Annotated in this window: 18 protein-coding genes and 1 riboswitch; of the genes, 16 read left to right on the forward strand and 2 right to left on the reverse strand. The window is 65.6% G+C overall.

Annotation, left to right across the window (positions count from 1 at the left end; translation table 11 throughout):
- Positions 1 to 64 precede the first annotated feature (64 nt).
- The 3 genes from purC to kch all read left to right on the forward strand — a co-directional run bounded on the left by purC (position 65) and on the right by kch (position 2,384).
- Positions 65 to 829, forward strand: coding sequence for a phosphoribosylaminoimidazolesuccinocarboxamide synthase (gene purC / locus AiwAL_RS03975; protein ID WP_235703095.1), 765 nt, complete (start codon positions 65 to 67; stop codon positions 827 to 829).
- The gene (gene purS, locus AiwAL_RS03980) at positions 826 to 1,065 is read left to right on the forward strand and encodes a phosphoribosylformylglycinamidine synthase subunit PurS (protein WP_235703094.1); all 240 of its coding nucleotides are present in this window, start codon (positions 826 to 828) and stop codon (positions 1,063 to 1,065) included. The genes purC and purS overlap by 4 nt, the downstream gene beginning before the upstream one ends.
- Before the next feature lie 80 nt (positions 1,066 to 1,145).
- On the forward strand, positions 1,146 to 2,384 hold the full coding sequence (kch, locus tag AiwAL_RS03985; RefSeq protein WP_235703093.1) for a voltage-gated potassium channel protein: 1,239 nt from the start codon (positions 1,146 to 1,148) through the stop codon (positions 2,382 to 2,384).
- 15 nt (positions 2,385 to 2,399) lie between these two features.
- Here kch and AiwAL_RS03990 read toward each other — a convergent pair whose 3' ends face one another.
- Entirely contained in the window at positions 2,400 to 3,368 is a 969-nt protein-coding gene (locus AiwAL_RS03990; RefSeq protein WP_235703092.1) for a hypothetical protein, read from the reverse strand.
- 109 nt (positions 3,369 to 3,477) lie between these two features.
- On the opposite strand from AiwAL_RS03990, the gene dapD reads away from it, so the two are divergent.
- The 3 genes from dapD to AiwAL_RS04005 are packed head-to-tail and all read left to right on the forward strand — an operon-like array spanning position 3,478 to position 6,037.
- Complete coding sequence (gene dapD, locus AiwAL_RS03995) at positions 3,478 to 4,317, forward strand: 2,3,4,5-tetrahydropyridine-2,6-dicarboxylate N-succinyltransferase (protein ID WP_235703091.1); 840 nt, start codon at positions 3,478 to 3,480, stop codon at positions 4,315 to 4,317.
- Positions 4,314 to 5,435, forward strand: coding sequence for a succinyl-diaminopimelate desuccinylase (dapE, locus tag AiwAL_RS04000; protein WP_262312162.1), 1,122 nt, complete (start codon positions 4,314 to 4,316; stop codon positions 5,433 to 5,435). The genes dapD and dapE overlap by 4 nt, the downstream gene beginning before the upstream one ends.
- Positions 5,432 to 6,037 (forward strand): hypothetical protein, encoded by a 606-nt coding sequence (locus AiwAL_RS04005; RefSeq protein WP_235703089.1) that lies wholly within the window; start codon positions 5,432 to 5,434, stop codon positions 6,035 to 6,037. Before dapE ends, AiwAL_RS04005 begins: the two co-directional genes overlap by 4 nt.
- On the opposite strand, the gene rsmI is transcribed toward AiwAL_RS04005, so the two are convergent.
- Positions 6,012 to 6,911 (reverse strand): 16S rRNA (cytidine(1402)-2'-O)-methyltransferase, encoded by a 900-nt coding sequence (rsmI, locus tag AiwAL_RS04010; protein ID WP_235703166.1) that lies wholly within the window; start codon positions 6,909 to 6,911, stop codon positions 6,012 to 6,014. The two genes, AiwAL_RS04005 and rsmI, sit on opposite strands and share 26 nt — an antisense overlap.
- On the opposite strand from rsmI, the gene AiwAL_RS04015 reads away from it, so the two are divergent.
- From AiwAL_RS04015 to AiwAL_RS04060, 10 genes are all read left to right on the forward strand, one after another.
- Entirely contained in the window at positions 6,896 to 8,194 is a 1,299-nt protein-coding gene (locus tag AiwAL_RS04015; RefSeq protein WP_235703088.1) for a penicillin-binding protein activator, read from the forward strand. The genes rsmI and AiwAL_RS04015 overlap by 16 nt on opposite strands.
- A gap of 7 nt (positions 8,195 to 8,201) precedes the next feature.
- Positions 8,202 to 9,614, forward strand: coding sequence for a cell wall metabolism sensor histidine kinase WalK (locus tag AiwAL_RS04020; protein ID WP_235703087.1), 1,413 nt, complete (start codon positions 8,202 to 8,204; stop codon positions 9,612 to 9,614).
- A riboswitch (cobalamin riboswitch) is annotated at positions 9,578 to 9,783 on the forward strand. Its footprint overlaps the gene before it by 37 nt.
- A 109-nt stretch (positions 9,784 to 9,892) precedes the next feature.
- Complete coding sequence (locus tag AiwAL_RS04025) at positions 9,893 to 11,872, forward strand: TonB-dependent siderophore receptor (protein ID WP_235703086.1); 1,980 nt, start codon at positions 9,893 to 9,895, stop codon at positions 11,870 to 11,872.
- A 56-nt stretch (positions 11,873 to 11,928) separates the two neighbouring features.
- The gene (locus AiwAL_RS04030; protein ID WP_235703085.1) at positions 11,929 to 12,816 is read left to right on the forward strand and encodes a cation diffusion facilitator family transporter; all 888 of its coding nucleotides are present in this window, start codon (positions 11,929 to 11,931) and stop codon (positions 12,814 to 12,816) included.
- A gap of 10 nt (positions 12,817 to 12,826) precedes the next feature.
- Entirely contained in the window at positions 12,827 to 13,387 is a 561-nt protein-coding gene (locus AiwAL_RS04035) for a cob(I)yrinic acid a,c-diamide adenosyltransferase (protein WP_235703084.1), read from the forward strand.
- A gap of 7 nt (positions 13,388 to 13,394) precedes the next feature.
- A complete protein-coding gene (locus AiwAL_RS04040) occupies positions 13,395 to 14,282 on the forward strand; it encodes a LysR family transcriptional regulator (RefSeq protein ID WP_235703083.1) in 888 nt (295 codons plus the stop codon).
- A gap of 96 nt (positions 14,283 to 14,378) precedes the next feature.
- A complete protein-coding gene (locus tag AiwAL_RS04045) occupies positions 14,379 to 15,179 on the forward strand; it encodes a putative hydro-lyase (protein ID WP_235703082.1) in 801 nt (266 codons plus the stop codon).
- 69 nt (positions 15,180 to 15,248) lie between these two features.
- Positions 15,249 to 16,502, forward strand: coding sequence for an MFS transporter (locus tag AiwAL_RS04050; RefSeq protein ID WP_235703081.1), 1,254 nt, complete (start codon positions 15,249 to 15,251; stop codon positions 16,500 to 16,502).
- Positions 16,502 to 20,104: a hydantoinase B/oxoprolinase family protein gene (locus AiwAL_RS04055; protein ID WP_235703080.1), complete on the forward strand. Its 3,603-nt coding sequence runs from the start codon at positions 16,502 to 16,504 to the stop codon at positions 20,102 to 20,104. Before AiwAL_RS04050 ends, AiwAL_RS04055 begins: the two co-directional genes overlap by 1 nt.
- Positions 20,105 to 20,171: 67 nt before the next feature.
- Entirely contained in the window at positions 20,172 to 21,194 is a 1,023-nt protein-coding gene (locus tag AiwAL_RS04060) for a hypothetical protein (RefSeq protein WP_262312163.1), read from the forward strand.
- Positions 21,195 to 21,309: the final 115 nt, after the last annotated feature.

Below are 21,309 nucleotides of genomic sequence, written 5' to 3' on the forward strand. Positions count from 1 at the left end.
GATATATCCAACCGCCCGGAGGCCATCGATCCCATCCTCCTCCGCCGACGCATGAGGTTCAGCCATGGCTCGCCGCCGACAGCTCTACGAAGGCAAAGCAAAAATCCTGTTCGAAGGCCCCGAGCCCGGCACCCTGGTGCAGTATTTCAAGGATGACGCAACCGCGTTCAACGCCCAGAAGAAAGGCGTGATCACCGGCAAGGGCGTACTCAACAACCGGATCAGCGAATTCCTGATGCAGCGCCTCGCCGAAATCGGCATCCCGACGCATTTCGTCCGCCGCCTCAACATGCGCGAGCAGTTGATCCGCGAGGTCGAAATCATCCCGATCGAGGTCGTGGTGCGCAACGTCGCGGCGGGCAGCATGAGCACGAGGCTCGGCATCGCCGAAGGCACCCGCCTGCCCCGCAGCATCATCGAATATTATTACAAGAACGACGCCCTGAACGACCCGATGGTCGCCGAGGAGCATATCAGCGCTTTCGGCTGGGCGAGCCCGCAGGACATGGACGACATCGTCCATCTGACTTTGAGAATCAACGACTTCCTGACCGGTCTGTTCCTCGGCGTCGGGATCATGCTGGTCGATTTCAAGGTCGAGTTCGGCCGGCTCTGGGAGAACGAGGACATGCGAATCGTCCTCGCCGACGAGATCAGCCCCGACAATTGCCGCCTCTGGGACACCAAGACCAACGAGAAGATGGACAAGGACCGCTTCCGGCGCGATCTCGGCCGGGTCGAGGAAGCCTATCAGGAAGTCGCCAAACGCCTTGGCATCCTGCCCGAGGCGGGGACGCGCGACATGAAGGGCCCGGAGATCATGCAGTGAAAGCGATCGTCACCGTCACCCTCAAGCAAGGCGTTCTGGACCCACAGGGCAAGGCGATCGGCCACGCGCTCGAAGGGCTCGGCTTTGCCGGTGTCGGCGAGGTGCGCGTCGGCAAGGTGATCGAGATCGAACTCGCGGAAACCGAGGCGTCTGCCGCACGTGCGACCGCCGAGGCGATGGCGCGCAGGCTGCTTGCCAATACCGTGATCGAGCGCTTCGAGGTCAGCCTGCCCTGACCGCCTGATTGTCGCTCCGTCCGATGATGCTTATGTTTCGGCCATGACAGGCCGAGCGCATCGCCAGACGGTCACGCCGCATGGGTGAAACTCTGTGGGCGATATTCCCTCGAATCGGGCTGATCTACCATCGCTGGTACCGGCGATTCAGAATGGATCTCTGGTTTCCCCAGGTGCCTCTCGCACTGGCGGTCGGAGGGGCCGGGATATTCGCCATCCTGCCGACGATCCGGCGTTACGCGGCCGAATATCTGCACCTCAAGCTCGGCGATCTGTTTCACGCGCTGCAGCCCATCGCGGGGCACGTTCCGCGCCTGATCCTCTCCGGCGTGCCGACGGTCTTGGTCGGTGCCCTGCAAATCCTGATTGCCATCGGCCTGCTCGGGCGTTCGCGCATTGCCTGGCTTTCGGCGTTGGGAATCACCCTCGCCCAGCTCATCCTCACGATCGCCCATACCTCAGGGTCGATCCTGACCTACGAGACGATCTACATTTGTGTCCTGCTCGTCGCGTTGATGCTGGCACGGGATGCCTTCCGGCGCTCGTCGCTCGCGGCCGGCACCTTGTTCGCCCTCACCTCGGTTCTGGTGCTGATGATTTACGGCGTGCTGGGCTCGTATCTGCTCGGCGCGGGCTTCGCGCCGCCGATCACCAATCTGCCGGACGCATTCTATTTCACAATCGTTACGATGTCCACCGTCGGTTACGGCGACATCCTGCCCAAGAGCGGCGAGGCCCGCCTGTTCGTCATCTCCTTGATCATCCTCGGGCTCACCGTCTTTGCTACCGCGCTCACTGCGGTCATCGGTCCGGTCCTGCAAAGCCGGATCAACAGAACGATCGGTCCACGGAGACGGAAAATGAAGCGGGTCAATCACTTCATCATCAGCGGCAACGGCGTGCTCGCGCGCAACACGGTGCGCGAGCTGCGCCAGCGCGGCGAGGCCGTGCTGGTTATCGTGGAGGATGAAGATGCAAGTTTCGGCGACGCCGAAACCATCGTCGGCGACCCCACCGAACTCGACACGCTGCGCGAAGCGGGCGGCGTGCACGCACGCGCGATCCTCGCCCTGTCCGACGACGATTCGGAAAACGCCTTCGTTATTCTCGCGGTTCACGAAATGGGTACTGATGCGAAGAAGGTCGCCGCCGTCAGCACGCGAAAAAACCTTGAGCGGGTCCGCAGGGTGCGCCCCGATATGATTTTAGCGGCGCCGGTTTTCGGCAGCGAGGTTCTCGCAATGGCCTTGACCGAGGAAAAGATCGACGGCGATTGGCTGTTGAGCCGGTTCCTCGATGTGAGACCCGCGAGCGGCTGAAATCACATCTTCGGCTCAACGATCGGAAGATTGCCAGATGCGGACGGCGGGCTTTGCCTGGGTTGCCGCCGCAAGCCGCGCCTGTTCGAGGCCGATCCGGGCACGGGCAAGCAATGTCGCCGGATCGTCTCCCGATTGCGGCCAGCGCGTGGCGATCCCAATCGCGGCGTGACGGCTCGAACCGGAGAGCAGTGCGTCCAGCTTCGTCACGATCCGGTCGCCGCGTTCGGCGGCGATCAGATGATCGATGCCGTCGCACCATGCGCCGATCCTGGTTGGCCCGATGCGGCCGATCAGATCGGCCGGCCTCAGCATCTCCTGAAGACAGGCAACCGAGTTGCGCACCACGATGGAGGATGCCTCGGGAGCCGCCAAGCCATCGCACCGTACCCACCCGAACGCGAACATGGTGCCGACGCTATCCTCGACATCGAGCCGGTCGAATCGCCGGGCGGCCTGTTCGAGAAATGGCGGCAACGACCAGACCCCGGTTTCCGGGTCGAGAATGCCGGTTCGCGGCTGGCCTCGATCCGCGACCAGCCGGGCGCACAGAGGCGCGAATTTCGGCGCGACATGAACGAGCAGTTCCCGCTCCTCCGCACTGAACCGCCGATCACCCCGGCTGCGCCAGGCGATCAGGATTGCGGTTCCCGCATCTCCCGAATCATGCTCGCGCAGCGGAACCGCCGCCGACATGGTTTCCGCGCCGGCGATATCGGCAAGTCCGATCCCGGCCGGATAATCGGCGAGAACGATATCGGGGCGCTTTGCTCCCTTGTTCCGACGAAATGCCAGAACCATGCCGGCATCGGCGAGTTCGCTCGCCACCAGGGCACAGGCGGCGGCACTTGCCGTCACTGCATCGGGCAAACCGGTCAGACTGTCGAGCAGCCGGCCCAATGTTCCGCAACGCGCCTCAACCCCGACCAAAGATTCGGCAGCAAAACCGGGGGATCTGCCAAGCGAGCTCTCATGATCCTTCATGCTCTCGGTTCTGGCACAGAGAAGTAAATGGCTGGTTACCGGACCGTTGACAGCCCTCGCGCGCCTCCTCATGGTCCGGCCCGCATCAACAAGCACGGAACCGCCATCGATGGATCATGCCTCCCTGGAATCGGCTATTGCGACAGCCTGGCAGCGCCGCGATGCGCTGAAGCCGGAGCAGGCAGGCCCCGAGCGCGACGCCGTGAATCAGACCCTTGCCTTGCTCGACCGGGGCGATCTTCGGGTCGCCGAGCCGGGGCCGCAGGGGTGGGTGGTCCATCAATGGGTCAAGCAGGCGATTTTGCTGTCGTTTCGCCTGATGCAAAACGTGGCGCTGCCGGGCCCCGGCGGCGCGCCGGTATTCGACAAGGTGGCGATGAAATTCACTGATTGGACCGCTGCGCGCTTCGCCGAAGCAGGGATTCGGGCGGTGCCTGGCGCCGTTGTCCGCCATTCCGCCCATATCGCGCGCGGCGTGGTGCTGATGCCGTGCTTCGTCAATGTCGGCGCGCGAATCGGCGAAGACACCATGATCGACACCTGGTCCACCGTCGGCTCCTGCGCGCAGGTGGGCCGCAACTGCCATATCAGCGGCGGCGTCGGATTGGGCGGCGTGCTCGAACCGCTCCAGGCCAATCCGGTGATTATCGAGGATGACTGCTTCATCGGCGCTCGGTCCGAGGTCGCCGAAGGCGTGATCGTCGAGCGCGGCGCGGTGCTGTCGATGGGCGTGTTTCTCGGCGCCTCGACCCGGATCGTCGATCGCACGACCGGCGAGGTTCTGTACGGGCGCGTTCCGGCCTATTCCGTCGTGGTGCCGGGCAGCATGCCGGGCAAACCCCTCCCCGATGGATCGCCCGGCCCGTCGCTGGCCTGCGCGGTGATCGTCAAGCGGGTCGATGCCCAGACCCGGTCGAAAACCGCGATCAACGAGCTGCTGCGCGCGTGACCCTGACCGACCCGCTGCCGCTCGCCCAGGCGCTGATCCGCTGCCCGTCGGTCACGCCGGAGGATGCGGGGGCGCAGAGCGTGATCGCAGACGCGCTCGATCGTCTCGGTTTCGCTATCGAAACATCGCGGCACGGCGCGGTTGACAATCTCGTCGCGCGATACGGCGCCGGTGCGCCGCATTTTGCCTTCGCCGGCCATACCGACGTGGTGCCACCCGGCGAGGGCTGGCGATGCGACCCCTTCGCCGGGATAGTACAGGCCGGCGTGCTGTTCGGCCGGGGCGCGGTCGATATGAAGGGTGCGATCGCCGCCTTCATCGCCGCGCTCGCCGCGCGGCGTGAGCGCGGCGGCCGGTTCGGTACGCTCTCCATGCTGATCACCGGCGACGAGGAGGGCGATGCGATCGACGGAACGCGGCGCATTCTCGATCGACTTGCCGAAACCGCCACGATGCCGGATGCCTGCCTGGTCGGCGAACCGACCTGCCGGGCAACTCTCGGCGATACGGTCAAAATCGGCCGGCGCGGTTCGGTTTCGGCGCGCATCCTGGTGCGCGGCACTCAGGGCCATGTCGCCTATCCGCATCTCGCCGACAATCCGCTGCACCGGCTGATCCCCGCACTTGATGCGCTTCGGGCAACCCCACTCGATACCGGCACCGCCTGGTTCGAGCCTTCCAGCCTGCAAATCACCAGCGTCGATGTCGGCAACCGCGTCGGCAATGTCATCCCCGACGAAGCGCGCGCCGCGCTGAACATAAGGTTCAACGACCGTCATACCGGCGCTGGTCTCGGCACCTGGATCACCGAGACGATCCATCGCTTTGCGCCCGATTCCGACTGCGCCATCACCATCGGCGGCGAGGCGTTCCTGGCCGAACCCGGCCCGTTCACCCAGACGCTAAGCGCCGCGATCCGGCGGGCCACCGGCATCGAGCCGAAGCTCGACACCAGCGGCGGCACCTCCGATGCGCGCTTCATCGCGGCCTATTGTCCGGTTGCCGAATTCGGCCTGATCGGCCGCACCATGCACCGGACCGACGAATCCGTGCCCGTTGCGGAATTGCGCGATCTCGCTCACGTCTATGGCATGATCCTCGACGAGGTTTTCGGATGAGCGGCAACCGCGGGCGCGCCCGGATGCAAGGCAATGTCCTTCGCGGTCTGTACCGCCTCGCCCGCGGCGATGCCGGGGGCATCCGCGAATTCGGCAATACCACGACGGCGTTTTCCGCGTCGATCGCGCCTTTGCTGGCATTTCCGATCGTCGGCTCGGCGCTGATCGGAATCAATGGGCATTGGATACTCGCCGCGGTCATCTTCCTCTCCCGGATATGCGGGGTGCTGATCCAGCCGGTGATCACCGAATGGAGTGCACGCCGGACCGGACAGGGCGCCACCTGGCTGATGACGAGCACCGCCTTGAACTGGTCGATCTGGCTGATCTTCCCGCTGATCCTTGCCGGAGTCGTGCTGAGCGGCGGTCTGGTGAGTGTCGGATTGCCGCAACCGGCCGCAACGGCCGTCACGATCGGCCTCATCGTCCTCTACATGTTCTGGTACCAGTGGTTCATCCTGCGCGCCGGCCTGCGCCTCTCGGTCTGGCGTGCCTTGAGCCTGCTGATCGCCATGAACGTCGCGATCGGGGTCGTCTACGGCCTGCCCTACGCACTCCATCCGGGCCTGCTTCGCCTCATCCTGACGTCGCCCGCAGGCTGAGCGCGCGCGCGTAGACCTGTTTGCGCGGCAGACCGAGCCGCCGCGCTACCTCGGCGGCGGCATCCTTGATGCTCATCGTGTCAAGCGCCTCGGTCAACGCGCGATCGAGATCCTCGTCGGATGCGACATGATCCGGCGCCGGCCCGATCACCAGGGTGATCTCGCCGCGCGGCGCCACATCGCGATAATTCGCGGTGAGTTCGGCCAAGCCGCCGCGCCGGACCTCCTCGAAGCGCTTGGTCAATTCCCGCGCGACCGCCGCCGGCCGGTCGCCGAGCACGGCGGCGCAATCGGCCAGCGACGCCGCCAGGCGATGCGGCGCCTCATAGAAAATCAGCGTCGCATTCAGCCCCGCTCGCTCGGCATCGGCGAGCCGTTGCAGCGCCGACCGGCGAGCCGCCGAGCGCGGCGGCAGGAACCCGCCGAACAGGAACGGATGCGGCGGCAGGCCGGACAAGGCGAGCGCCATCACCGCCGCGTTCGGGCCGGGAATCGCACTGATATCGAGCTTCGCCTCGATCGCCGCGCGCACCAGCCGATACCCCGGATCGGCGATCAGCGGTGCGCCGGCGTCGCTGACCAGGGCAAACCGCCGCCCGGCGCGCATCGCCTCGATCAGGGGAGCGATCCGGTCCTGCTCGTTATGGTCGTGCAGCGGTTGCAACCGTGCCGACAGTCCATGAACGGCAAGCAAGATCCCTGTAACGCGCGTGTCCTCGCACAATATGGTATCGGCATCCCGCAGCGCCGCGACCGCGCGCGGTGTCATATCGCCGAGGTTGCCGATCGGCGTGGAAACCAGCACAAGGGCGGGCTGGCGATCCGCTACGGACTCGGCTGTTTGTATAGGAGTTTCAGATGTCACGCCGCGTATTAACGCCTCTGACGCTCACCCTGGCAACCGTGCTCGCCTCATCGCTGTTCCTGTCCTCCTGTTCGGAGCCGATGCCGAGCCTGCCGGGTCTCGGCCCGATCGGTGGCATGGGACCGTCCGCCGAAATACCGAATATCGGCAAGACCAGCGGCCCGGTCGCTCTTCTGGTGCCACTGTCGGGGCCGCTGGCGCCGATCGGCCAGTCGCTCGAACAATCGGTCAAACTCGCTTTCGCCGCACCCGGCGCGCCGCCTCTCGACGTGCGTGACACCGGCGGAACGCCGCAGGGCGCCGCCGCCGCGGCGCAGGCGGCGATCGCAGCGGGCGATGGGCTGATCCTCGGGCCGCTCACCGCCGGCGACACCCAGGCGGTCGCGCCGATCGCGCGCGCCGCCAATGTCAACGTACTTGCCTTCACCAATGACGAGACGGTCGGCGCTCCCGGCGTTTGGCCGCTCGGCGTCTCGCCGGGACAGCAGGTCCGGCGCGTCGTTGCCTATGCCGCCGATCATGGCCGCACCCGCACCGCCGCGATCCTTCCCGACAACGCCTTTGGCCGGATGATGGCGAGCGCGCTGCGGGCCAAGGTGAACGCGCTCGGCGGCCCCTCGCCGCAGATCGGTTACTTCGGCCATTCCTTCGCGAGCCTGACTCAGACGGTGCGCAGCGTCTCCGCCTTCGACAGCAGGGGGGCGAGCATCGAGGCGAAAATCCGCGCGGCGCGCGATCAGGATACCGAAGCCGGGCGGCTGATCGCCGCGAAGCTGGAACGCCAACCAATCCCGCCGCCGCCGTTCGACGCGCTTCTGGTCGGTGCCACCGGCGAGCAACTCGCAGAAGTCGGCACGCTACTGCCCTATTACGAAGCGGGACCACCGCAGATCCAGTTGCTCGGCCCGGCGCTCTGGGCCCATGATGCACGGGCCATGGCGACGCATGATTCGCTGCGCGGCGCGATCTATGCCGCCCCCGATCCGTCGCTCGGGCTCGCCTTCGTCCAGAAATTCGAGGCACGCTATGGCGGTTCCGCACCTCCCGACATCGACAAAATCGCGTTCGACGCCGCGGCGATCGCCGTTCTCGCCTCCCGCGAGGGCGGCTACACCGATCGGGTAATGACCAATCCCGAAGGCTTCTCCGGCGCCGACGGCGTGCTGCGGCTCGACCCGAACGGCCATGTCCAGCGCGGCCTCGCCGTGTTCAAGGTCGAACCCGGCGGCCCGCAAATCGTCTCGCCGGCGCCGACCAGCCTGCGGCCGCCGGCCGCACCGCCGATAAGCTGACCAAAACATGAACCGCCCGATCGCGACCATCGCCGCGTGGCTGGGCGGTCCGCCGTCGCTGATCGTCGTCATCCTGACGATGGCGGGCATTCTGCGGCCCTGGGAAGGCGTGGTGTGCCTGATCGGCTGCGCGGTCTGGTCGCTCGGCGCGGGGATCGTGCTCGCCCGCGATCTGCGCCGGTTCGGCGCGGGAATTGCCGCCTCGGCACCCGGCGAAATCAGGCTGGTCACGCCGGGGCTGACCAATCTCGCTTTCGCGGCGATCCACGCGATCGACACCGAACGTCGCAGCCGTCAGGCAATCGCGACCGGCGCCGATTCGAGCCAGGTACTGCTCGACCGGCTGCCCGACGCCTTGTTCCAGTTCGACGGTTCGCCCGGCGCACGGCGGATCATCTGGCGAAATCCGGCCGCGGCGCGCGCCTATGGCACCGAGGAATCCGCCCTGCTGAGACATCCCGCCCTGCGCACCGCCCTCGCCGAGGCGGAAGCCAGCGGCCAGCCGGTCCGCATCTCGCTTGCCCTCGCCGCCCCGATCCCGCGCGATCTGGACGCGATCGTCATCCGCGCCGGCACCGGCGATCGGCTGGCGCCGCTCTATCTGCTGCTCGCCGACCGCACGCAGGAACGCGGGCTCGAACGGATGCGCGCCGACTTCGTCGCCAATGCGAGCCACGAGCTGCGCACCCCGCTGACCAGCCTGATCGGCTTCATCGAAACCTTGCGCGGGCCGGCTGTGGGCGACACCGAGGCGCTGCCGCGATTCCTGAACATCATGGCCGAGCAGGCCGACCGGATGCAGCGGATCATCGCCGATCTGCTCAGCCTGTCGCGCATCGAAATGACCGAGCACCAGCCGCCGACCGAGATGATCGACATCGCCCTCGTGCTGCGTCAGGTCGCCGGCTTCATGGAGCCGATCCTGCGCGAGGCCGAAATGACGCTGGCGCTCGACATCCCGGTCGACCTTCCTCAGATTCGCGGCGATTCCGGCCAGCTTACCCAGGTGTTCGGCAATCTGATCGATAATGCGACCAAGTATGGGGCTATCAAGCCCGACCCGAAGACGCCGGATGGCGGCGGCACGATCCGCGTCGGCGTCGCGATCGCCCCAGATGCGAATTTCACCCGGCCGGGACTCGTGGTCAGCGTAGCCGATGACGGGCCGGGCATTCCGCGCGAGCACCTGCCCCGGCTGACCGAACGGTTCTACCGGGTCGATAAGGGGCGCGCCCGCGCGGTCGGGGGCACCGGACTCGGGCTCGCGATCGTCAAGCACGTGATCTCGCGCCATCGCGGCCGGCTGGTCATCGACAGTATCGAGGGCGTCGGCACCACCTGCCTCGTCTGGCTGCCGCTTGCGCCCGAACCGGCGCGCGGGTTACAGGACGGCCAGATGACGGTGGCCCGCAAGGGCTGAAACGGGAATGCAGGACGGGCCGGAAACACGGTCCAGGCTGCGGCTGCCCCCGCAACTGTAAGCGGCGAAAGCGATCCAGCATTGGCCATTGTCCGTTTGCACGGGCGAGAAGGCCGGATCGTTTCATGACCCGCGAGCCAGGAGACCGGCCGGCATCGAGACGATGTGCGCGCATTCGGGCGGGGTGGATCGAACGCGAAGGGTGAAACTCCCAAGGCCGTCTGTCGCCGTCATCATACCGTCGCCCTGTCATGGGCGACCGACCGCGGAGACACGTGATGCGCCGCCTCTCCTGCACTATCCTGTGCGCGCCGATTCTTGGCCTGTGCGCCCAGGCCCAAACCGTCCCGTCCGGCACAGTTCCGATCCAGACCGTTACCGCGAGCTATGTACCCACCCCGCTTGCCGACACCCCGGCCAGCGTCACGGTGATTACCGCGGCCGAAATGCGGCGCCGGGGCGACACCACATTGACCCAGGCGCTCTCCGCCGTGCCGGGACTGAACGTCGTTCCCTCGGGCGGTCCGGGCAGTGCGGCCAGCGTGTTCGTCCAGGGCGGCAATTCCGAGGATGTCCTGGTCTTGCTCGACGGCGTGCCGGTCAACGATCCCTCGGTGTCCAATGGCTTGTTCAATTTCGGCGTGGATGGACTGGCCGATATCGCCCGCATCGTCGTGGTGCGCGGCCCGATGTCCGGCCTGTATGGCTCGGGCGCGATCGGCGGGGTGATCAACATGATCACCCGACGCGGCACCGGCGCGCCGCATGTCGATTACGATATCGCCGGCGGTTTTCCCGGCCAGGGCCAAGGCAGCGCCACATTGTCCGGCCGCAGCGGCGCCTTCGATTACGCGATCACCGGATCGTTGATCGAACAGGCCGGCTTCGATAGTCTGGCACGGCGCCTTTCGGTCTATCGGGCGGTGCGCAACCCGTTCCGCTACAAGCTCGGCTCGCTGAATCTCGGCTACACGCCGGTCGCCGGCACCCGCGTCTCGCTGATCGTGCGCGCCCGCCAGACCGGCTCCACCTACCCCGATCTCGGCTATCCCGCCTTCGATGATCCCTATGAAAACAACTACGATTCCCAGGTATTCATCCGTTTCGGGGTGAAATCCCACCTGCTCGACCGGCATCTGATCACCTCGCTCTACGTGTCCCATGTGCAGGACGACCGGCGCTATCTGGCCCTGCTTGACCCGGCCGACCCCAACGGGTTCGCCGGCAACAGCTCCTACGCCAGCGACCGGACCGTCATCCAGTTCAACAACGTGCTGCGCCTGCAACCGCTCGGCGCGCTGCGCGATGCCGCGCTGGTCGCCGGCTTCGAGCAGGATCGCGACACCGCGAACCAGAACGTGAATGAGAGTTTCTTCGGCTCGCCCTACCTCTCCAGCGTGAACGCCAGCCAGCGCATCACCGCGTTCCACGCCGGCGCGCAGGGCACTCTGTTCCACGACCTGTCGCTGATGACCGCCCTGCGCGACGATGGCGTTTCGGGCTACGGCAACGTGATGACCGGCCGGATTGGCGCGGTTCTTGCCATCCCAGCGCTATCGACCCGCTTCAAAGCCTCCTACGGCACCGGGTTTCTCGCCCCGTCGCTCTACGATCTCCACGGCGTGGATAGTTACGGCTATCGCGGCAACCCGGCCCTTCGGCCGGAGCGTAGCGCGGGCTACCAGTTCGGCGCGACAACCACGCTCGCGGGTTTCGGCCGCAACGGGTTCGCGACCATTTCTGTCGATTATTTTCACAACAATATCAATAATCTGATCGAATATGTTCAGATTTCACCTGTATTCTCGACCGAGCAGAACGTCGCGGTCGCACATATCCGCGGCGTCGAGACCGAGATCGATCTTCATCCGGCAGCCTGGTTCGCAGCAAAGTTCAGCTACACCCGCACCATCGCGCGCGACGGTGCGACCGGCGCCGAGCTGCTGCGCCGCCCGGAGAATGCCGGATCGGCCCTGCTCGACATCCGGCCGATCCCGCGCCTCAATATCGACCCTGAACTCCGTTATATTGGCCGATTTTCCGATTATCTGACCAATAATTCCGGCTACCCCGCCGGCATCGGCCTCGCCAAATCCGGCACCATCGCAGACCTGACGGTCAGTTTCCGTATCTCCCCTGCCCTCACCGTGTTCGCGACCGGCCGCAATCTGTTCAATTCGCCATTCGAGCCGGTCAACGGATTGCAGATTCCCGGCCAGAACTTCCTGTTCGGCATAAGCGGGCGAATCGGGGTGTAATCGGGCACAAGCTGGTCTATGGGAAACGCCTCACCGAGGAATCCCCCCGACCGGACATGACCGCACCGCTGCGCTTTGCCCTGGGAAGTTTTGGCATCGGCATTCTCGTGCTCGGCCTGAAGGCCGCCGCGTGGCAGGTCAGCGGCTCCGCCGCCCTCTATTCCGACGCGCTGGAATCGCTGGTCAACGTGTTCGCCGCGCTGATGGTGTTCTATGCGCTGAAAACCGCCGCGAAACCGGCGGATTTCGAGCATCCCTACGGTCACGCCAAGGCCGAGTTGCTCAGCGCGATGGCCGAGGGCGGCATGATCGTCCTCGCCGCCGTGCTCATCCTGCAACGCGCGGCGGCAACCATTCTCGCGCCGCATCTGCCGGCTTCACCCTGGCTCGGCCTCACCCTCAACGCGTCCGGCGGCGTTCTGAACGCGCTCTGGGCCGTGGTGCTCAGCCGCTCGGGCGCATCGAGGCGCTATCCGGCTCTCGCCGCCGATCAGGCGCATCTGATCGCCGATGCGATCACCACCATCGGCATCGTCATCGGCCTTTCCCTCGCGGTTCTGGCCGATATCCCGATCCTCGACCCGCTGATCGCCGTCGCCATCGCCATCCAGATCGCGGTGATCGGCGGCCGCACCATCCTGCGCTCACTCAGCCTGCTGCTCGACCGGGCCCCGCCGCCCGACATCGTGACACGCATCCGCGGCCTCGTCGCCACCCATGCGACCGGCGCGCTCGAAGCCCACGACATGCGAATGCGCCAGGCCGGCAGGTCGAGCTTCCTCGAATTCCATCTGGTCGTTCCGGGCGAAATGGCGGTTGCCGCGGCGCATGATATCTGCGACCGGATCGAGGCCGCCTTGAAGACCGAAATGCCCGGCGTGGTCATCACGATCCATGTCGAGCCGGATCATAAGGCGAAACATCAAGGGGTTCTGGTCGTATGAGGCACCTGTCATGGTAAAGCTCGACCGCATCGTCACGCGCGGCGGCGACGGCGGCGAAACCTCGCTCGCCGACGGCTCCCGTCTGCGCAAGGATGCCGCCCGCATCCAGGTGTTCGGCGCGCTGGATGAGGCCAATGCGGCGATCGGCGCGTTGCGCGTCGTCTGCGCGGACCGGCCATCGATCGACCGCATTCTCGCCCGCATCCAGAACGATCTGTTCGATCTCGGCGCCGATCTGGCCACCCCCGGCATCGACCGCCCCGGCCCCAAGCTGACCGAAACCTACCTGCTCGCGCTCGATGATGCGGTAGCGGCACTGAACGTCTCGCTGGCCCCCTTGCGCAGTTTCGTGCTGCCGGGCGGGACCGAAGCCGCATCGCGCGCTCATCTCGCCCGCGCCGTCGCCCGCCGCGCCGAACGCGACCTCGTCGCCCTCGCCGCCGCGGAGCCGGTTTCGCCGGTCCTGGTTCCCTACATGAACCGCCTGTCCGATTTTCTGTTCGTGCTGGCGCGCAGCCTAAACGATGACGGCAGGACCGACATCCTCTGGGTGCCCGGCGGGACACGCTGAACGCCGAATGGTCGAATTCCGGGACCTCGAAGTCCTTTACTGGATCGTCAAGCTCGGCGGTTTCCGCAAGGCGGCGACGCGGCTGAACACCACCCAGCCGGCGATTTCCAACCGCATCGCCCAGATCGAGCGACAATACAACATCTCCCTGTTCGAGCGCGGGCGGCGCAAGCCGGTCACGCTCACCGCGCGCGGCCTCACCTTTTTCAAGCACGCCGAACATATGCTGCGCCTGCACGAGACGCTTCTGGTCTCGCTCAAAGGGGCGGAAGCGCTGACCGGCACGGTACGGCTCGGCGTTTCGGAAACCCTGGTGCATACATGGCTGTCGGAACTGGTGCGGGATCTGCTTCAGACCCATCCCGGCGTCGGGCTCGATATCTCGGTGGATATTTCGGCGACGCTACAAGATGGGTTGAACCGCGGCGAACTCGATCTCGCCTTTATGCTCGATGGACTCGCACCGGCCAAAGCGGTGACTATGTCCCTCTGTGATTATCCGCTGGAATGGGTGGCGGCACCAACGCTGCCGCTCGACGATGGGCTACTCGAACTCAGGCATCTCGCCGCGTGGCCGATCCTAACCTATTCGAGCCGAACCCAGCCCTATCAGCAAATTTCTGCCCTGTTCAAAGATCCCACCCTCGGTCCGGTGCGGCTGTTCGGTAACGGGTCGCTCGCCTCGATCGTGCGGCTCGCGACCGACGGCATAGGCATCGGTGCGATTCCGCCGGTCACCATCCGCGACGAACTGGCGAGCGGGCGTCTGCGTATCCTGAACACCACGGTGAAGCTGCCGACGCTGCGATTTGCCGCGAGCTATCTCGACGGGCCGGGCGCACGCCTCGCCGCCATGGTAGCCAACCAGGCGCGCGAGATGGCGGCGCGATTTTGATCCAAATTGACTATCAAAATGAATAAGAAATGACAATTTGATGTGATCGATACAGACCTCCTATGCTGGCCGGATCGGGGCAAACGGAGGTTGCGCATGGATATTCGAAGTTTGACGAACCAGTCGCCCGCCGCCGCCCGCGCGCTTGCCGCCTCCGGTGCGTTCGCCGATACCACCGCCGGGCTCGCGCCGGGTTTCGTGCAAGGCAATATCGTGATCCTGCCAGCGGAATTCGCGACATCGTTCGAAACCTTCTGCCGCGCCAATGCCCAAGCCTGTCCGCTGATCCATGTCGGCATACCGGGCGATCCGACTCTCGCACCGCTCGGCTCGGCAATCGACATCCGCACCAACCTGCCGCGCTACCGCGTGTTCCACGATGGCGTCTGCACCGAACAACCCACCGGCATCACCGCCCTGTGGCGCGGCGATCTGGTGACCTTCGTGCTCGGCTGTTCCTTCACCTTCGAGCGCGCGCTGCTCGCAGCGGGAATCCCGCTCCGCCATATCGAGCAGGGCCGCAACGTCGCAATGTATCGCACGACCATTCTCACCAGGCCGGCGCCCCCGTTCGGCGGGCCGCTCGTGGTCTCGATGCGGCCGATGAGCCCCGAGGATGCACGGCGCGCCATTGCCGTGACCGCGCGATTTCATGACATGCATGGTGCGCCCGTGCATATCGGTGACCCGATCGCAATCGGTATCGCCAATCTCGCGCGCCCGGATTTCGGCGACGCGGTGGATTTCGCACCGGGCGACGTGCCGGTATTCTGGGCCTGCGGCGTGACCAGCCAATCGGCGCTGGAGCAGGCTCGGCTGCCCTTCGCGATTACCCATGCGCCGGGCTGCATGCTCATCACCGATCTGCCCGAGCAATTCTGCCCCATCAATCAATAACACCCCAAACGGGGATTTCGAAGCCGCCAGTCACGCGACCTCGCAAACCCTGGATGGAAGGAGACGACAATGTTCGAATGGTATGGAAATATGGGGCGCAACGAAAAGCGCACCTTCTGGGCCTGCTATGGCGGCTATGCGCTCGACGGCATGGACGTGATGATTTTCAGCTTCGTGATTCCCTCCCTGTTCGTGGTCTGGAAAATGACCAGCGCGCAGGCTGGTGAAATCGCGACCGTGACGCTCCTGCTCTCCGCTGCCGGCGGCTGGATCGCCGGCATTCTGGCCGACCGCATCGGCCGGGTGCGCGTGCTGCAGATTACCATCCTGTGGTATGCGATCTTCACTTTTCTTTGCGGTTTCACCCAGTCGCCCGAGCAACTGATGATAACACGCGGTTTGCAGGGGCTCGGTTTCGGTGGCGAATGGGCGGCCGGCTCGGTGCTGATGGGCGAAGTGATCGCCACCCGCTTCCGTGGCCGCGCGGTGGGTTTCGTACAAAGCTCCTGGGCGATTGGCTGGGCCGTCGCGGCGATCGCGGCGACGATCATTCTGCAAATCCTGCCGCCCGATATCGCGTGGCGGGTTCTGTTCTTCGTCGGCCTGGCGCCTGCCGCCTTGGTGTTCCTGATCCGCCGGATGGTGCCGGAATCGCCGATCTTCACCGAAATGCGTTCCAGCGAACGCGGCCGGTCGACCGGCCCCTCCGCGATTTTCTCGCGGCGCTTCCTCAACCTCACGGTGCGCGGTTCGCTCCTCGCCATGGGTGCCCAGGGCGGATATTACGCGATCACCACCTGGATTCCGACCTTTCTGCGCGTGCAGCGCCATCTGACCATTCTCGGCAGCGGCGCCTATCTCGCCGTCATCATCGCGGGCTCGCTGGTGGGTTACATCACCAGCGCAATCCTCACCGACAAAATCGGCAGGCGGCCGAATTTCATCCTGTTCGCGGTCGGCTCGGCGGTCATCGCGGTGTGCTATCTCTATCTGCCGATCTCGAATGAGGCGATGCTGTTTCTCGGCTTCCCGCTTGGCTTCTTCCCTTCGGGCATCTTCAGCGGCATGGGTGCGTTCTACTCCGAGTTGTTTCCAACCGAAATCCGTGCGACCGCGCAAGGATTCTGCTATAATTTCGGACGTGGGATGGCGGCGTTCTTTCCCACCTTGATCGGTTTCGCGGCCAGGACCTTGCCGCTCGGTGCCGCCGTCGCGATCTTCGCGGTGATCGCTTATGCGCTATTTGCGATCGCAGCACTCAGCCTGCCGGAAACCATGAACCGCGCGCTCGACGCGGAAATTCCCGCCCCGGAGACCGTTTGATGAGCGAGGCCGATGCAAGCTGGCGATTCTGGATCGATCGCGGTGGCACCTTCACCGATCTGATCGCCGTCGCGCCGGACGGAAGCCTCGTCACGCGCAAGCTGCTCAGCGAGAACCCCGAGCGCTACGACGACGCGGCGATCGCCGGGATCCGGAATGTGCTCGGAATCGCCCCCGGCGACCCGATTCCGGCCGAGCGCATCCATTCGGTTCGCATGGGCACCACGGTCGCGACCAATGCGCTGCTCGAACGCAAGGGCACGCGCACCGTCCTGGTCATCAACCGGGGCCTCGGCGACGTGCTGCGCATCGGCAGCCAGGCGCGGCCACGGTTATTCGATCTCGCGATCACTTTGCCCTCGATGCTCTACGAAACGGTGATCGAGATCGACGGCCGCATCGGCGTCGACGGCCAGGAGACCGCGCCACTTAACGAAGCGTCAGCGCGCGATGCGCTGATGGCCGCAAAGACGGACGGCGTGGAGGCCGTCGCGATCGCCTTGATGCATGGCTGGAAAAATCCAGCGCATGAGCGGCGCCTTATGGACATCGCACGAGAGATCGGCTTTTCGCAGGTCTCGGCGAGTCACATCGTCAGTCCGCTGCTGCGCCTGGTGCCGCGCGGCGACACCACGGTGGTCGATGCCTATCTGTCGCCGATCCTGCGCCGCTATGTCGACCGGGTGGCAAAAGCGCTGGACGGCGCAAAACTCTATTTTATGCAGTCGCATGGCGGTCTCGCCGAAGCTTCCAGCTTCGAGGGCAAGGATGCGATCCTGTCCGGCCCGGCGGGCGGCATCGTCGGCGCGGCGCGCTCGGCCGAAGCAGCCGGTTTCGCACGCATCATCGGCTTCGACATGGGCGGCACATCCACCGATGTCGCCCTGTATGACGGCGCGTTCGAGCGCAGCTTCGATACCGAAATCGCCGGTGCACGGGTGCGCGTGCCGATGATGGCGATCAACACCGTTGCGGCCGGCGGCGGCTCGATCCTGCATTTCGACGGCGCGCGCTTTCGTGTCGGCCCCGATTCCGCCGGCGCCAATCCGGGACCGGCCTGTTATCGGCGCGGCGGGCCGCTCACGGTAACCGATGCCAATCTCTGCCTCGGCAAAATCCAGCCGCGCCGCTTCCCCGCCGTGTTCGGCCCCAACGGCGATGCTCCGCTCGATGCCGAGATCGTGCAGGCGCGGTTTGCCACCGTCGCAAGGGAGGTTGGGCGCGCGACCGGCATCGCCCGCAGCGCGCAGCAAATCGCCGAGGGATTTCTCGACATCGCGATCGCCAACATGGTCAAGGCGATCAAGCAGGTCTCGATCCAGAAAGGCCGCGACCCGCAGCGTTTCGCGCTCGCCTGTTTCGGTGGCGCCGGCGGCCAGCACGCCTGCCTGGTCGCCGAGGCGCTCGGGATGGATGCCGTGTTCATCCATAAATTCGCCGGCGTGCTCTCGGCATTCGGCATGGGGCTCGCCGAACTCGGCACCGTGCGCCAGCGCGCGATCGAACGGGTGCTCGGCGAGGCCGAGACCGATATCGCAACGGCGATCAACGAACTTTCGGACGAGGCACACGCGGTGCTCGTCGGCCAGGGCAGCGATCCCGTCACCGTCCGCATCGTATCCCAGCTTCATCTGCGCTATGAAGCGACCGAGGCGATCCTGCCGATCGCCGCCGATGCCGATGATCGCGAGATGGCGTTCACCAAAGCGCATGAAACGCGCTTCGGCTTCGCGATTCCGGAGCGCACGATCATCGTCGATGCCGTCTCGGTGGAAGCGATCGCGCCGGGCGAAAGCGTCAGCGAACAAGCCCCGCCGCCCCGCGACGCGATACTCGCCCCGATCGACACCGTATCGATCTGGAGCCGGGGAGAATCGCATCGCGCCGACGTGTTCGATCGCACCGATCTGCGTCTCGGCGATTCGATTCCCGGCCCGGCGATGATCTGCGACGCCAATGCCACCACCATCGTCGAGCCTGGCTGGATCGCCGAGATCGCGCCGCCCGACAATCTGATCCTGCGCCGCCTCACCGAAGCGCGCCGCCGCGCGCCGGATGCGAATGCGCCGCCCGATCCGGTGCTGCTCGAACTGTTCAACAACCTGTTCATGAGCGTCGCCGAACAGGCCGGCGCGGTGTTGCAGAACACGGCGCAGAGCGTGAACATTCGCGAGCGGCTGGATTTTTCCTGCGCGGTGTTCGATGCCGCCGGGCGGCTGGTCGCGAACGCTCCGCACGTTCCGGTGCATCTCGGCTCGATGAGCGAGAGCGTGCGCCACGTTCTCAAAACCCGCGGCGGAACGCTGCGCCCAGGCGACGTGATCGCGCTGAACAACCCGAGCGCCGGCGGTACCCATCTGCCCGATATCACCGTGATTACCCCGGTGTTCGACCCGAATGGCGCGGAAATCCGCTTCTTCACCGGCGCCCGCGGCCATCACGCGGATGTCGGCGGCATCACGCCAGGATCGACGCCACCGAATGCGACCACCCTGATCGAGGAAGGCGTGCTGATCGACGATTTTTTACTGGTCGAACAGGGCAGGTTTCGGGAAGACGCATTTCGCGACCTGCTTCTCTCGGCGCGCTACCCGGCACGCAACCCGGATCAGAATATCGCCGACATCAAGGCGCAGATCGCCGCCAATCGCGCGGCGGCAATGGGTCTCGATGCCATCGTCGCGCAACACGGCTGGCCGCTCGTCGCGGCCTATCTGCGCCATGTGATGGACAATGCGGCCGAACATGTGCGCCGGGTGATCGACCGCATCGGCGACGGGCGATTCACCTATCGGATGGACGATTCCAGCGTCATCTCGGTGCGCGTCGCGGTGGATCGCGCGGCGCGGCGCGCGACGGTCGATTTCACCGGCACCAGCACCCAGCACAAGGGCAATTTCAACGCCCCGCGCGCGATCACCCAGGCCGCCGTGCTCTACGTGTTCCGCTGCCTGGTCGGCGAGGATATTCCGCTCAACGAGGGCTGCCTCGAACCGATCGACCTGATCATTCCCGAAGGCTCGTTCCTCGCCCCCGCGCCGGGAGCGGCGGTGGTCGCCGGCAATACCGAGGTGAGCCAGGCGGTGTGCAACGCCCTGTTCGGGGCGCTCGGCGCGGTCGCGTGCAGCCAGGCGACGATGAATAATTTTCTGTTCGGCGATGCGCAACGCCAATATTACGAAACCATCTGCGGCGGTGCCGGCGCGGGTCCGGGCTTCGCCGGCGCTTCCGCCGTTCACACCCACATGACCAACACGCGGATGACCGATCCCGAAGTGCTGGAGCTGAACTATCCCGTCACGGTCGAGGAGTTTTCGATCCGGCGCGGCTCCGGCGGCGCGGGTGCCATGTGCGGCGGCGATGGCGCGGTCCGCCGGCTGCGCTTTCATGCACCGATGACGGCGGTGATCGTCGCGTCCCGCCGCGTGGTGCCGCCGTTCGGGCTCGACGGCGGGGCGGATGGCGCGGTCGGCCTGCAATGGATCGAGCGGGCGGATGGCACGCGCGAGACCCTGTCGGGCCGGGCCGAGGCGAGCATCGCGCCCGGCGACATATTCGGCATCGCGACCCCTGGCGGCGGCGGCTACGGCAGGCGGAGCTGAGCAGTGTGACTCCGTTGCGGTTTCCCTGTATCGTCCCGATAACAATCGGCGAACAGGGAGCCATGGGATGCGCAACCACCGGCGAATCGGAGTTTTGCTGGCCTGGTTGCTCTGCTTCGTTGTCGCATCCGTCGCATTGTCGCAGACTGCCCGCGCGGGCGGCTCCGCGCCACCATCTACTGTGTTCCTGCGCCATCTGCTCCCCGGACTTGGCGAAAATGCCCGCCAGTTCCAGGCTTTCGGCAATCAGCCGACGGCCGGGAACAGTGCCGGCCTCGCCGCGCGCCGTGCCGATCTGACCAGGCAGGCCAAACAGGCATACGACGATCAGGACTGGCCGAATGCGTCTTCCCTCTATCGCAAGCGGCTGCGTCTGGGCGATGAGAACCATCCATCGCTCTGGCTGGCACTCGCCACCGCCTCCTCCCGCCGCAAAACGGCCGATGCCCGCACCGTCGAAACGGCCGCCTTTATCGCCTATGAACTGAACGAAACGCACGGTGCCGATGCCACGACCGCCAAGCGCGCTCTGCTTCTGATCGCCAAAGGGCTGCGCCTGCAAAACAACAACCTCGCGCGGATCGATCTTCTCGCGGCGATGCGGCGCGCCTATCCCGACGATGATCTCATCAAGCACGAACTCGCCGAAGCATCCAAGACTTTCGGCATCCGGGTCCGCAAGCTCACCGTCCATGCCAACCGCTTCCCGACCAGCGCATGCATCGCGTTCAACGTCAAGCTCGGCAGCGCGCCCGATTTTCACCCGGCGGATTGGGTGATCTTCACGCCCCCGGTGAAGGGAGCCGCAATCACCGAGCAAAACGGCGATCTCTGCATCGACGGCCTGCCCGCCGGACACACGACCAGGGTGATCCTGCGCGCGGGTCTGCCGCTCCAGGCCGGCACCACCCTGCCGAGCGAAACCAAAATCCCGGTCGCGATCCGTGATCGCCGCGCCCAGCTCATCGCCGATGTCGGGCACTACCTCATCCCCGCCTCATCGCCATCCACGATCGGCATTTCCACCGTCAATCTCGACAAGGTCCGGCTGAAAATCGTCCGCATCGCCTCATGTCTCCCCTCATTTTGAGGCCGCAGGCGCCATTTAGCCGAAGAATCGATTGAGGCCTGTCGGCATTCCGGAAGGAATCCTGGCGGCCCGGTTCCGATTCCGATTGTTGCGCGCCGCCGAAATCTCTTGCCAA

It is taken from the genome of Acidiphilium sp. AL, from assembly GCF_025499445.1.
GTDB lineage: Bacteria > Pseudomonadota > Alphaproteobacteria > Acetobacterales > Acetobacteraceae > Acidiphilium > Acidiphilium iwatense.